General features: G+C 60.2%; 12 protein-coding genes. 4 read left to right on the top strand and 8 right to left on the bottom strand.

Annotation, left to right across the window (positions count from 1 at the left end; genetic code table 11):
- Nucleotides 1–63: 63 nt before the first annotated feature.
- From INQ47_RS16490 to acs, 7 genes are all read right to left on the bottom strand, one after another.
- On the bottom strand, nucleotides 64–1,284 hold the full coding sequence (locus tag INQ47_RS16490) for an aspartate aminotransferase family protein (protein WP_021785132.1): 1,221 nt from the start codon (nucleotides 1,282–1,284) through the stop codon (nucleotides 64–66).
- Nucleotides 1,285–1,804: 520 nt separating this feature from the next.
- Nucleotides 1,805–2,785, bottom strand: coding sequence for a transcriptional regulator ArgR (argR, locus tag INQ47_RS16485; RefSeq protein ID WP_021783461.1), 981 nt, complete (start codon nucleotides 2,783–2,785; stop codon nucleotides 1,805–1,807).
- Nucleotides 2,786–2,883: 98 nt separating this feature from the next.
- Nucleotides 2,884–3,648, bottom strand: coding sequence for an ABC transporter ATP-binding protein (locus INQ47_RS16480; protein ID WP_016711851.1), 765 nt, complete (start codon nucleotides 3,646–3,648; stop codon nucleotides 2,884–2,886).
- A gap of 22 nt (nucleotides 3,649–3,670) precedes the next feature.
- Nucleotides 3,671–4,369: an ABC transporter permease gene (locus tag INQ47_RS16475; protein ID WP_176685226.1), complete on the bottom strand. Its 699-nt coding sequence runs from the start codon at nucleotides 4,367–4,369 to the stop codon at nucleotides 3,671–3,673.
- Nucleotides 4,366–5,055, bottom strand: a complete 690-nt coding sequence (locus tag INQ47_RS16470; protein ID WP_021783459.1) for an ABC transporter permease — start codon at nucleotides 5,053–5,055, stop codon at nucleotides 4,366–4,368. Before INQ47_RS16470 ends, INQ47_RS16475 begins: the two co-directional genes overlap by 4 nt.
- A gap of 88 nt (nucleotides 5,056–5,143) precedes the next feature.
- Nucleotides 5,144–5,929: an ABC transporter substrate-binding protein gene (locus tag INQ47_RS16465; protein ID WP_012051577.1), complete on the bottom strand. Its 786-nt coding sequence runs from the start codon at nucleotides 5,927–5,929 to the stop codon at nucleotides 5,144–5,146.
- 532 nt (nucleotides 5,930–6,461) lie between these two features.
- A complete protein-coding gene (gene acs / locus INQ47_RS16460) occupies nucleotides 6,462–8,423 on the bottom strand; it encodes an acetate--CoA ligase (protein WP_176685224.1) in 1,962 nt (653 codons plus the stop codon).
- A 397-nt stretch (nucleotides 8,424–8,820) separates the two neighbouring features.
- On the opposite strand from acs, the gene INQ47_RS16455 reads away from it, so the two are divergent.
- The gene (locus INQ47_RS16455; RefSeq protein ID WP_021783457.1) at nucleotides 8,821–9,075 is read left to right on the top strand and encodes a DUF2790 domain-containing protein; all 255 of its coding nucleotides are present in this window, start codon (nucleotides 8,821–8,823) and stop codon (nucleotides 9,073–9,075) included.
- A 154-nt stretch (nucleotides 9,076–9,229) separates the two neighbouring features.
- On the opposite strand, the gene INQ47_RS16450 is transcribed toward INQ47_RS16455, so the two are convergent.
- On the bottom strand, nucleotides 9,230–10,789 hold the full coding sequence (locus tag INQ47_RS16450) for a sigma-54-dependent transcriptional regulator (protein ID WP_392488108.1): 1,560 nt from the start codon (nucleotides 10,787–10,789) through the stop codon (nucleotides 9,230–9,232).
- Nucleotides 10,790–11,046: 257 nt separating this feature from the next.
- On the opposite strand from INQ47_RS16450, the gene phhA reads away from it, so the two are divergent.
- From phhA to INQ47_RS16435, 3 genes are all read left to right on the top strand, one after another.
- Nucleotides 11,047–11,835 carry a phenylalanine 4-monooxygenase gene (gene phhA, locus INQ47_RS16445; protein ID WP_003254528.1) on the top strand — a complete coding sequence of 263 codons (789 nt, stop codon included), beginning with the start codon at nucleotides 11,047–11,049 and terminating at the stop codon, nucleotides 11,833–11,835.
- Between the two features lie 39 nt (nucleotides 11,836–11,874).
- On the top strand, nucleotides 11,875–12,231 hold the full coding sequence (locus INQ47_RS16440) for a 4a-hydroxytetrahydrobiopterin dehydratase (RefSeq protein WP_003254532.1): 357 nt from the start codon (nucleotides 11,875–11,877) through the stop codon (nucleotides 12,229–12,231).
- Between the two features lie 186 nt (nucleotides 12,232–12,417).
- Nucleotides 12,418–12,546 (top strand): hypothetical protein, encoded by a 129-nt coding sequence (locus INQ47_RS16435; protein WP_003254533.1) that lies wholly within the window; start codon nucleotides 12,418–12,420, stop codon nucleotides 12,544–12,546.
- Nucleotides 12,547–12,645 lie beyond the last annotated feature (99 nt).

Genomic DNA, 12,645 nt, shown 5'->3' with positions numbered 1-12,645 from the left:
CGCCGGCCCGGATCGGCCTCGTGCCGAGGCTGGGCTGAGGCCGGCGAAAGGACCGTTGGCGGATCAGCCTTTGGTCAGTGTGGCCACAGCGCGCTCGAAGCGGTCCAGGCCTGCGTCGATATCGGCGTCTTCAACCACCAGGCTTGGGGCGAAGCGGACAACGTCCGGGCCGGCCTGCAGCACCATCACGCCTTCTTTCTCGGCAGCGTTGAGCACGTCCTTGGCCTTGCCTTTCCAGGCCTCGGTCAAGACGCAGCCCAGCAGCAGGCCGACGCCACGCACCTGGCTGAACAGGTTGTACTTCTGGCCGATCTGCTCCAGGCGGGTTTTGAAGCGCTCGTGCTTAGCCTTGATACCGGCCAGGGTTTCCGGGGTGTTGACCACATCCAGCACCGCGCAGGCAACGGCGCAGCCCAGCGGGTTGCCGCCATAGGTGGTGCCGTGGGTGCCAACGGCCAGGTGCTTGGCCAGCTCGGTGGTGGTCAGCATGGCACCAATCGGGAAGCCGCCGCCCAGGCTCTTGGCACTGGTCAGAATGTCCGGGGTCACGCCGTAGTGCTGGTAGGCATACAGCGAGCCGGTACGGCCCACGCCAGTCTGCACTTCGTCAAAGATCAGCAGAGCGTTGTGCTCGTCACACAGTTTGCGCGCGCCTTCCAGGTAGGCCTTGTCGGCCGGCACCACGCCGCTCTCGCCCTGGATCGGCTCGATCACCACAGCGCAGGTCTTGTCGGAAATCTGTGCCTTCAACGCTTCCAGGTCGTTGTACGGCACATGGCTGATACCGGTGATCTTCGGGCCAAAGCCATCGGAGTACTTCGGCTGGCCACCCACGCTGACGGTAAACAGGGTGCGGCCGTGGAAGCTGTTCACGGTGGCGATGATTTCGTGCTTTTGCGGACCGAAGCGGTCATGTGCCACACGACGGGCCAGCTTGAAAGCGGCCTCGTTGGCCTCGGCGCCGGAGTTGCAGAAGAACGCGCGGTCGGCAAAGGTGGCGTCCACCAGCTTGTGGGCCAGGCGCAGGGCCGGCTCGTTGGTGAACACGTTGGATACGTGCCAGAGGGTGTTGGCCTGTTCAGTCAGGGCCTTGACCAGTGCCGGGTGGCAGTGGCCCAGGGCATTGACCGCGATGCCGCCGGCAAAGTCGATCAACTCGCGACCCGACTGGTCCCAGACGCGGGAGCCCTCGCCTCGCACAGGAATGAAGGCCGCCGGAGAATAGTTGGGGACCATCACCTGGTCGAAATCGGCACGTTGCACCGGGGCTTGCTCAACGGACATCTGAGTCTCCTGAAGAGGAACGCTGGCCTGGAAGTGGCGAGCGATGGGGGGATTGTAAGGACTGATCCGCGCCTGTCCTTGCGGCCAAGCGACAACTTGTTACAGCGCAAAACCCAGTTTTAACAAGGCTTTCGGCAATGCGACAAACACTGTCGCAATCGCGCAGTGTACGGGAGAGAGGGAGCTGGGTGAACGGGTGTTCACACAGGTTTGTGTGGGGGCAGGATGTACGGCGATGTTGATGTGTTGACGGGGAGATCGAGCGCCGCCCGCGCGGCGCATCGCGAGCGAAGCTCGCTCCTACATTTGTTGCAACGCGCCGAGCCTGTTACGCCATGGTTGCCAGCCTTTGTGCATGGCTTGAGCCTTACAAACAAGGCTGACAACCATGGCCTCACAGGCATGGCCACGTTGCAACAAATGTAGGAGCGAGCTTCGCTCGCGATGCGCCGCGCGGGCGGCGCTCGATTTGCGCCCCACCACCAACCCCAAGGCATACACCCCGAACCCACCCAAAATCTCAGCCTTTTTCAGCCGGCGCCGAGCTCAACTCAAACGGGCTGCTGCTGCGTCGCTGATTACGGTCTTCCCGCGGCGTGGCACCAAAGAAGTTACGGTAGGCACTGGAAAAATGCGGCCCCGAGGAAAAACCACAGGACAGCCCGATCTGAATGATCGACTTGCTGGTCTGCATCAGCATCTGCCGCGCCTTGTTCAACCGCAACTCCAGGTAGTACTGGCTGGGTACACGGTTCAGGTACTGCTTGAAGATGCGCTCCAACTGCCGACGCGATACGCACACATGCTGGGCAATTTCGTCAGTGGTCAGCGGCTCTTCGATGTTGGCTTCCATCAGCAACACAGCCTGAGTCAGCTTGGGATGACTCGAACCCAGGCGGTTCTGCAGCGGGATACGCTGGCGCTCGCCACCCTCGCGGATGCGCTCTACCACCAGCTCTTCCGACACTGCCCCAGCCAGCTCCGCCCCGTGATCGCGCGCCAGCACCGCCAGCAGCAGGTCGGTCACGGCCATACCACCGCAGGCGGTCAGACGATCGCGATCCCAATCGAACAGGTGGCTGGTGGCGATGACCTTGGGGAAGCGTTCGGCAAAGTCATCCTGCCAGCGCCAGTGCACGGCTGCCCGGTAACCATCGAGCAGACCCAGCATTGCCAGCGGATATACCCCGGCCGACAGGCCACCGATCAGGCAGCCACTGCGCGCCAGCTGCTTGAGCGCCGTCGAGAAGGCAGCCCCCATCGCCGCAGGCGGCTCGTCGGCCAGCAGAAATAGCTTGTGGCAACCCTCCAGGCGGCCGAGCCACGGCTCGCCCGGCAGGCGCCAGGCGCCTTCCTGCGCAGGCTCGGCCTGCAGGAAGACCAACTCGTAGACCACATCCGGATGCACCCGCTGCGCCACCAGCAACACTTCCTCGGCCAACGCCAGGGTTAAAGGCCTGGTGCTGGGCCAGATGAGAAAACCGATTCGCTGGGTGGTCATAGGGTACGGTCCGAAACCTGAGGTCGTTCGAGTCTGTGCGCCGGGTCAGGCTGCGCTCGCCGCGCAGCATGCCCTATTCTGGTGCAAAAATGCAGCTTTTACTTCAGGCTGCCGGAGAGGAACTGTTTCAGGCGCTCCGACTGCGGGTTGGCCAGCACTTCACGCGGGCAGCCGGTTTCTTCCACCAGGCCTTTGTGCAGGAACACCAGCTGGTTGGACACCTCGCGAGCAAAGCCCATTTCGTGGGTCACAACCACCATGGTCCGACCTTCCTGGGCCAGCGCCTGCATTACCTTCAGCACATCACCTACCAACTCAGGGTCAAGCGCCGAGGTCGGCTCGTCGAACAGCATGACCTCCGGCTCCATGGCCAGCGCACGGGCAATTGCCACACGTTGTTGCTCACCACCCGACATATGCCCGGGGAAGGCATCCTTGCGGTGGGCAACGCCAACTTTGGCCAGGTAGTGCTCGGCCTTTTCGAGGGCTTCCTTCTTGTTCACGCCCAGCACGTGCACCGGCGCTTCGATGATGTTCTCAAGCGCTGTCATGTGCGACCACAGGTTGAAATGCTGGAACACCATCGACAGGCGTGAGCGCATGCGCTGCAATTGACGCGGGTCGGCGGCCTTCAACGCGCCATCCTTGCCGGCGACCAGCTTCAGCTCTTCGTTGTTGAGCAGGATCTTGCCGGCGTGCGGCTGCTCCAGCAGGTTGATGCAGCGCAGGAAGGTCGACTTGCCCGAACCACTGGAGCCGATGATGCTGATGACGTCGCCGGCCTTGGCCGCCAGCGACACGCCCTTGAGCACTTCGTGGCTGCCATAGCGCTTGTGCAGGTCTTGGACTTCGAGTTTGTACATGCTGTCGATTCTCACAAAGCGGTCAGTGCTTGCGCGGCGCCAGGTAGCCGAGCCAGCGGCGTTCGGCCATCTTGAACAGGCGCACCAGGATGAAGGTCAGGCACAGGTAGAACACGCCCGCCGTGATGTAGGCCTCGAAAGGCAGGTAATACTGGGCATTGACCGTGCGCGCAGCACCGGTGATGTCGATCAGGGTAACGATCGACGCCAGGCTGGTGGTCTGCAGCATCATGATCACTTCATTGCTGTACTGCGGCAGCGCCCGACGCAGTGCCGATGGCAGCAGGATGCGGCGGTACATTTTCATGCGCGACATGCCCATGGCCTTGGCGGCCTCGATCTCGCCATGCGGCGTGGCCTTGAGGCTGCCAGCAATGATTTCGGCGGTATAGGCACTGGTATTGATGCCGAACGCCAGGCAGGCGCAGAAGGTGGCACTGGACAGCAGCGGCCAGAAGATACTCTCGCGCACCGCCTCGAACTGGGCCAGGCCATAGTAGATCAGGAACAGCTGTACCAGCATCGGCGTGCCACGGATGACGTAGGTGTACAGCCATGCAGCAAGGTTGACCACCGGCTGCCTGGATACTCGCATCAGGCCCAACGGCACAGCCGCCAACAGGCCGAAGAAAAGCGAAATTGCCAGCAGCTTCAGGGTGGTCAGCAGGCCGCCGAAGTACATCGGCAGCGCTTCCCAGACGACGTTGTAGTCGAAGATCATAGTTCAGCCACCTTGACGCCCACCGAGTAGCGGCGTTCCAGATACTTCAGGGCCAGCAGCGAGACACTGGTCAGCACCAGGTACAGCGCCGCCACTGCCAGGAAGAAGGTGAAGGGTTCGCGGGTGGCGTCAGCCGCCTGCTTGGCCTTGAACATCATGTCCTGCAGGCCGACGACCGAGATCAGCGCAGTAGCCTTGGTCAGCACCAGCCAGTTGTTGGTGAAGCCCGGAATGGCCAGGCGAATCATTTGCGGCACCTGGATGCGGAAGAACACTTGGCGGGGGCTCATGCCATACGCCACACCCGCCTCGGCCTGGCCTTTGGGAATGCCCAGGAAGGCCCCGCGGAAGGTCTCCGAGAGGTAGGCGCCAAAAATGAAGCCCAGGGTACCGATACCCGCAACCAGCGGGTTCAGGTCGATGTAGTCTTCGTAGCCAACTAGCGGCGCCACCCGGTTGATGATGTCCTGCCCGCCGTAGAAGATCAGCAGGATCAGGACCAGGTCCGGAATACCACGGATCACCGTGGAATACAGATCGCCCAGCCAGGCCAGCCAGCGCACTGGCGACAAACGCAGCGCCACACCGATCAGGCCGAGCACGATGGCCAGGGCCATCGACGACAGGGCGAGCTGTAGCGTCAGCCACGCCCCGTCGAGGATGACTGCCCCGTAGCCTTTCAACATGATGAGGTCCTCGACCTAGAGAATGAAAAATGGTGCAAACCTCAGAGCCTCTGCTGTTTGCACCATTGCACAGGTGAAACCCGACGTCTTACTTCGAGTCTGGACCGTAGATGTCGAAATTGAAGTACTTGCTCTCGATTTCTTTGTACTTGCCGTTGGCACGGATGGCGTCGATAGCCGCGTTGATGCGGTCGACATTGGCCTTGTCACCCTTGCGCACGGCGATACCGATACCGTCACCGAAGTACTTGGCGTCGGTAAAGGCCGGACCTACGAACGCAAAGCCCTTGCCGGCATCAGTCTTGAGGAAGCCGTCTTCCAGCAGGGTGGCGTCAGCCACGGTGCCGTCGAGACGACCCGCTGCAACGTCCAGGTAGATTTCGTTCTGGGTACCGTAAGGCACCACGGTGGCACCTTTGGCGCCCAGCACTTCCTTGGCGAAGCGGTCGTGAATGGAGCCGCGCTGCACGCCGATCTTCTTGCCTTTCAGTTCGTCCAGGCTGTCGCTGACAGTGGTGCCGTCCTTCATGACCAGGCGCGCCGGAGTCAGGTAGTAGCGCTTGGTGAAGTCGACCGACTTCTTGCGGTCATCGGTGATCGACATGGACGACAGAATGGCGTCGATCTTGCGCACCTTCAGCGCCGGGATCAGGCCATCGAATTCCTGCTCGACCCAGGTGCACTTGGTTTTCATCTCTTCGCACAGGGCGTTGCCGATATCGTAGTCAAAGCCGGCAATGCTGCCGTCAGGTTGCTTGAAGGCGAAGGGTGGGTAAGCAGCTTCGATACCGATTTTCAGCGGTTTTTCATCAGCCTGCGACACCAGGGAAAACACAGACAGCGCCAGGGCGCCAAGCAGTGCGAGCTTCTTCATCAGGTAACTCCATCGGTACGGGGCAATACAAGGCAGGTAACGGCTGCCCGATATGCGAATGAGTACAACGCGAGCCGCGCAGGGTTCGACCAAGGCCGCATACCACGAGCGAGTGAGTGGCATTTTAACGACAGCCCGGTAGTCGATATTTCTTCAAAGCGACAACTACTTATAGAAGCGCCTGAAACCGCCGCGAGCGATGTTGACAGCCAATGCAGAATATGCAATGGCGCAAGAAATAGAACCTATAGACCTAGCAATTCCTGGGCCTATTATTGGCAAAGCCTTGTACGACGGCAAGTGTAGCGTGCCGCGATGCACAAAATGGCGACCCCGACGCACCGAAACGGGCCGGAATTGTTTCCTCGCGCCCCGAACCTGTGCGGGGCCGGTGACAGAACAGTTACCGATGATTGTCGGGTAACAATGCAAAAGCGGGCTTGCCCGCGAATGCGTGAGGTCAGGGTACAGCTTAGCCTGAACTCAAGCACTCGCGGGCAAGCCCGCTCCTGTAGGGGTATTGCCGGGGGGGTTAGGCCGAAGCCAGGCTCATCGCCTTGTGGGTATCGATCAGGTGCTGCACCACACTCGGGTCGGCCAAGGTCGAGATATCGCCCAGCGCGTCGTATTCACCGGTGGCAATCTTGCGCAGGATGCGGCGCATGATCTTGCCCGAGCGGGTCTTCGGCAGCCCCGGCGCCCACTGGATCACATCCGGAGAAGCAATCGGACCGATCTCCTTGCGCACCCAGTTCTTCAGCTCCAGGCGCAATTGCTCGCTGGCCTCGATGCCGGCATTGAGGGTGACATACACATAAATGCCCTGCCCTTTGATGTCATGCGGCACGCCAACCACTGCAGCCTCGGCAACCTTCGAGTGCGCGACCATGGCGCTTTCGATCTCGGCAGTCCCCATGCGGTGGCCGGACACGTTGAGCACGTCATCCACGCGGCCGGTGATCCAGTAGTAGCCATCCTCGTCACGGCGCGCACCGTCGCCGGTGAAGTACATGCCGCGGAAGGTCTTGAAGTAGGTGTCGACGAAGCGATCGTGGTCGCCGTACAGCGAACGCGACTGACCCGGCCAGGAATCAAGGATTACCAGGTTGCCTTCGGCAGCACCGTCGATCAGGTTGCCCAGGTTGTCGACCAGTGCCGGCACCACCCCGAAGAACGGACGGGTTGCCGAACCCGGCTTGAGAGCAGTGGCGCCAGGCAGCGGACTGATCAGGATGCCGCCGGTCTCGGTCTGCCACCAGGTGTCGACGATCGGGCAACGCTCCTTGCCGACGGTCTTGTAGTACCAGTTCCAGGCCTCAGGGTTGATCGGCTCACCCACCGACCCCAGCAGGCGCAGGCTGGAACTGTCGGCGCCCTCAACAGCTGCCTGCCCTTCAGCCATCATGGCGCGAATGGCAGTTGGCGCTGTGTAGAGGATGTTGACCTTGTGCTTGTCGACGATCTTCGATACGCGGGTAATGTCCGGGTAGTTCGGCACGCCCTCGAACAGCAAGGTGGTGGCGCCGTTGGCCAGCGGGCCGTAGACGATATAGCTGTGGCCGGTAACCCAACCGACGTCGGCGGTGCACCAGTACACCTCGCCCGGGCGGTAATCGAATACGCGCTCGTGGGTCAGCGCGGCGTAAACCAGGTAACCGCCTGTGGTATGCAGCACGCCCTTCGGCTTGCCGGTGGAGCCGGAGGTATAAAGGATGAACAGCGCCTCTTCAGCACCCATTTCTTTGGGTGCGCAGTGGCTGGAAGCCACTTTCATCAGGTCTTCGTACCAGATGTCGCGATGCTGGTGCCAGGCAATGTCGCCACCGGTGCGCTTGCACACGATGATTTTCTGCACGCTGCTGGTTTCAGGGTTGGTCAGCGCCAGGTCGACGTTGGCCTTGAGCGGGGTACGACGGCCACCACGCACGCCCTCATCGGCAGTGATCACCACCTTGGACTCGCAGTCGATGATGCGACCAGCCAGCGCCTCGGGCGAGAAGCCACCGAACACCACCGAGTGAATCGCACCAATGCGGGCACAGGCCAGCATGGCGACCACAGCCTCGGGGATCATCGGCATGTAGATGGTGACCACGTCACCACGGTGCACATCCTGGCCACGCAGGGCGTTGGCGAACTTGCAGACCTGCTCGTGCAACTCGCGGTAGGTGATGTTGCGGTGCTCGGAAGGGTCGTCACCTTCCCAGATGATGGCCAACTGGTCACCGCGCTCTTCAAGGTGGCGATCCAGGCAGTTGGAGGAAACGTTCAGAGTGCCGTCGGCGAACCATTTGATATCGACATGGTGGTCGTCGAAGGAGGTCTGCTTGACCTTGGTGAACGGCTTGATCCAGTCGATACGCTGGGCCTGCTCGCGCCAGAAGCCGTCCGGGTTGATCACCGATTGCTGGTACATGGCCTTGTAGGTGGCCTCGTCGGTCAGGGTAGTGGCCGCAACCTCGGGACGAACGGGATACAGTGGAGCCGCACTCATCTGTGTTACCTCGGTGTAATAGTTGTTTTTGTATGGAACCGTTTGTAACTGTACCAGAGCGACAAAAGCCATTCGACGTTGGTAGTAATTTGGTACACCCGTTCCGACAAAGCGCTCTGGCGCGGGCATTACAGCCCTTCCTGAGAAAAAAGAGGGGCTTTGGCACAGGATTGTTACAGATTCTGTCAAAACACTTTATCAAAACACCCACTGTTTCAGCATTGGCCACCGCCATAAAATTCACCTCGCCAGCAACGGCAAGGCGATTAACAACTGGTAACAGCCCCCACGAAGGCAAGCGTTAATCTCCCTCTAATCCCGATAGTTAAAACTCGCTGTACTCGCGGCGCCATAAGCGCCGCGTGCCCCCTCACGACCTTAGACAGGTAAATAGAAAATGAAAGCTTTACTGGTATTGGTACTTGGCAGTCTTTGCGGCGCGGCGATGGCCGGTGAAGCAAAAGATGCCGAGCAGATTCCGGTTGAACAGTACAGTTACTCGCAGCACCTGGACATTGCCCGCGTCATCTCCATGAGCGAAGTGCCCAACGTGTGCGAAGTCGTGCCAGCCCGCATGACCTATGAAGACTCCAAGGGCCAGAGACACATTCTCGAATACCGTGTGATGGGGAACGGCTGCTCTAACGGCTGACACCTTGTGAATTGGGGGCCCTGCGGGCCCCTTCGCGGGTGAACCCGCGCCTACGAACACCACGCACACCATGAATGCGGCACGGTACCTGTAGGAGCGGGTTCACCCGCGAAGCATTCACCACCCGATTAACAGGCTATTAACTTACAGCCATTTAGTCAGTCGACTTGCCCAACGAATAATCCCTCAACTTGTTGGCAATCGTGGTATGCGAAACGCCCAGTCTTTTCCCCAAGGCCCGACTACTGGGAAACTCTCCCATCAAACTTTCCAGCACCGCCTTTTCAAAGCGCCCTACAATCTGCGACAGATCCCCTTCCAGCGAAAACTCGCCCAACGGTTGCCGCACGCCATAATCCGGCAAGCGAACATGCTCGCTTTTAACCACGCCGCCGTCACATAACGAAACCGCCTGGAACAAAACGTTTTCCAACTGCCTTACATTACCCGGCCAGTGATACTGCCCAAGTTTGTCCATTGCCGCCGGCGCCAGGCGCGGCATGGCGCAGCCAATCTGCCGACTGGCCTGATCAAGAAAATGCTGCACCAACCCCTCCAGGCCATCCATGCACTCGCGCAAAGGCGGAATGTGCAGCGACAGTACGTTGAGGCGGTGATACAGGTCCTGGCGAAACTCGCCACGGGCACATAACTCGGACAAATCCACCTGGGTTGCACAAATCACCCGTACATCCAGGTAGACCTCTTCATCGCTACCTACCCGACGGAAGCAGCCGTCCTGCAAAAAGCGCAGCAGCTTTACCTGCAGGCGCGGGCTCATCTCCCCCACACCGTCAAGGAACAGCGTGCCGCCAGCGGTCAACTCCAGCAGCCCCAGCTTGCCTTCGGCGCGTGCCCCTTCAAATGCCCCTGGGCCGTAACCGAACAGCTCGGTCTCGGCCATCGATTCGGGCAGCCCGGCGCAGTTGAGAGCCATCAGCGGCGACTGGCCACGCGGGCTGGCCAGGTGGCAGGCACGCGCCAGCAACTCTTTGCCGGTACCGGTTTCGCCCTCAATCAGCAACGGCGCATCCAGCGGCGCCATGCGCCGCGCTTCACGCACCACCGCAGCCATCACCCGCGAGCTCTGGAAGATGCTGTCGAAGCCGCGCAGCTCTTGCTTGCGCACATTGTAGATACGCTCGCCGATCCGGTCGGCGCGGTGCAGGGTAAGCACCGCGCCGGCCAGCGCCTCGCTGTCATCGTGCTCGGACTGCAGCGGTGCGATATCGGCCAGGAACACATCACCTTTGACTTTGATGCGCAAGCCATTGATGCGCGACTTGTTGGCCCGAACCAGTTCCGGTAAGTCGAAGTCTTCTACATAGCGCGCCAGCGGCATGCCCGGCACTTCATCAACACGCACGCCAAGCAACTGCGCGGCTGCGCGGTTGGCGGCAACGATGCTGCCGCCCATGTCGATCGACAACACCGGGAAGTCCAGCGCCCCCAGCAACGCATTCAGCTCCATGTGTCGGCGTTCACTGGGCATCAGGCCCACGCGCTTGACGCCGAATACCCCGGCAATCGCCTCGAACTTCGGCCGCAGGGCCTGAAATTGCAGGTTGATCAGGTTCGGACAATGCAGGTAGATGGCGTTGCCATGGTCACCGCCCACCTCGCCGCGCAGCACGTTGATGCCGTACTCCACCAGCAGGTTGAGAATGTCGCGCAGGATGCCAATGCGGTTCTGGCAATGGACTTTGATACGCATGAGGGCTCTCGAAGCGCCGATGTTTTTCAACACCGCGCAGAAAATTCGTAAAGATAAGCTGACAAAAACAGGGTTTCCACCAGCCATATGCCTCGAATTTTCCGACACTTGCTGAGTTTTGTAAAATTATCGTTACGAAAACCCACATCGGCACCCTTCGCGGCCGAAGCCCGCCCCCGTGCAAAACCGCTGGTGAAGGGATATTCCTTTAGGCATGTCCTGCACATAACAAGAAAAGCCCTCACCAGGAGAGCCTCATGAAACAGACGCAATACGTGGCACGCGAGCCCGATGCGCATGGTTTTATCGATTACCCGCAGCAAGAGCATGCGGTGTGGAACACCCTGATCACCCGCCAGCTGAAAGTGATCGAAGGCCGTGCGTGCCAGGAATACCTGGACGGCATCGACCAGCTGAAATTGCCGCATGACCGCATTCCGCAACTGGGCGAGATCAACAAGGTGCTGGGTGCCACCACCGGCTGGCAGGTTGCCCGGGTACCGGCGCTGATCCCCTTCCAGACCTTCTTCGAGCTGCTGGCCAGCAAGCGCTTTCCGGTCGCCACCTTCATCCGCACCCCGGAAGAGCTGGACTACCTGCAAGAGCCGGATATCTTCCACGAGATCTTCGGCCACTGCCCGCTGCTGACCAATCCCTGGTTCGCCGAGTTCACCCACACGTACGGCAAGCTCGGCCTGGCCGCGACCAAGGAACAACGTGTGTACCTGGCGCGCTTGTACTGGATGACCATCGAGTTTGGCCTGATGGAAACCGCGCAAGGCCGCAAAATCTATGGTGGTGGCATCCTCTCGTCCCCGAAAGAGACCGTCTACAGTCTGTCCGACGAGCCTGAGCACCAGGCCTTCGACCCGATCGAGGCCATGCGTACGCCCTACCGCATCGACATTCTGCAACCGGTGTATTTCGTGCTGCCGAACATGAAGCGCCTGTTCGACCTGGCCCACGAAGACATCATGGGCATGGTCCACAAAGCCATGCAGCTGGGTCTGCATGCACCGAAGTTTCCACCCAAAGTCGCTGCCTGAGCGACCTTGCCGATAACAACTCGAACCGGAAAACACCTCATGAATGCCTTGAACCAAGCCCATTGCGAAGCCTGCCGCGCCGATGCACCGAAAGTCACCGACGAAGAGCTGGCTGAGCTGATCCGCGAAATCCCGGACTGGAACATCGAAGTACGTGACGGCCACATGGAGCTGGAGCGCGTGTTCCTGTTCAAGAACTTCAAGCACGCCCTGGCGTTCACCAATGCCGTGGGCGAAATCGCCGAGGCCGAAGGCCACCACCCAGGGCTGCTGACTGAATGGGGCAAAGTCACCGTGACCTGGTGGAGCCACTCGATCAAAGGCCTACACCGCAACGACTTCATCATGTGCGCACGCACTGACAAGGTGGCGGAAACGGCTGAAGGCCGGAAGTAATCAACCGAAAGGGGCCAGCGGCCCCTTTTTTCATGGGGCATTTGTGCGTTGTTCGCCCGCAAAACCGACAAGCGACCAGGAAAAAAACCAAACTGTCATCCAGACTTGTGTATCCTGCCCCAGCTTTTTGAAGCTCCAAACGCGCCTGGCGCAGACTTTTCACTCACACTTGCGAGGAACGACGAGATGCATGAAATCCCGAATCTTCCCTTCCCAAGCCTGAACCCAGAAGAGCCATCCGTGACCGTTCACGCCGAACCGGCAGCTGCCGCCGAGCAGGATGGTGACGATCAATCCAGCGCTGACCAGGAATAACTGCGCATCCCCGACTGTGTGAAAACGGCTGACCTGCGGGCTACCCCCGTCATCACGTTTTCACACCGTCTAAAATCAACGTTGTAACAACCCACTACC

Origin of the sequence: Pseudomonas sp. 3HC3 (assembly GCF_044904505.1) — a bacterium.
Lineage (GTDB): Bacteria > Pseudomonadota > Gammaproteobacteria > Pseudomonadales > Pseudomonadaceae > Aquipseudomonas > Aquipseudomonas putida_Y.
This window is presented reverse-complemented; position numbering and strand designations above follow the sequence as displayed.

Coding starts and splice junctions, on each gene's coding strand:
- INQ47_RS16465 (WP_012051577.1), bottom strand. CDS start 5,929: ATGAAGAAGCTCGCACTGCTTGGCGCCCTGGCGCTGTCTGTGTTTTCC.
- INQ47_RS16475 (WP_176685226.1), bottom strand. CDS start 4,369: ATGATCTTCGACTACAACGTCGTCTGGGAAGCGCTGCCGATGTACTTC.
- argR (WP_021783461.1), bottom strand. CDS start 2,785: ATGACCACCCAGCGAATCGGTTTTCTCATCTGGCCCAGCACCAGGCCT.
- acs (WP_176685224.1), bottom strand. CDS start 8,423: ATGAGTGCGGCTCCACTGTATCCCGTTCGTCCCGAGGTTGCGGCCACT.
- INQ47_RS16470 (WP_021783459.1), bottom strand. CDS start 5,055: ATGTTGAAAGGCTACGGGGCAGTCATCCTCGACGGGGCGTGGCTGACG.
- phhA (WP_003254528.1), top strand. CDS start 11,047: ATGAAACAGACGCAATACGTGGCACGCGAGCCCGATGCGCATGGTTTT.
- INQ47_RS16480 (WP_016711851.1), bottom strand. CDS start 3,648: ATGTACAAACTCGAAGTCCAAGACCTGCACAAGCGCTATGGCAGCCAC.
- INQ47_RS16435 (WP_003254533.1), top strand. CDS start 12,418: ATGCATGAAATCCCGAATCTTCCCTTCCCAAGCCTGAACCCAGAAGAG.
- INQ47_RS16450 (WP_392488108.1), bottom strand. CDS start 10,789: ATGCGTATCAAAGTCCATTGCCAGAACCGCATTGGCATCCTGCGCGAC.
- INQ47_RS16440 (WP_003254532.1), top strand. CDS start 11,875: ATGAATGCCTTGAACCAAGCCCATTGCGAAGCCTGCCGCGCCGATGCA.
- INQ47_RS16455 (WP_021783457.1), top strand. CDS start 8,821: ATGAAAGCTTTACTGGTATTGGTACTTGGCAGTCTTTGCGGCGCGGCG.
- INQ47_RS16490 (WP_021785132.1), bottom strand. CDS start 1,284: ATGTCCGTTGAGCAAGCCCCGGTGCAACGTGCCGATTTCGACCAGGTG.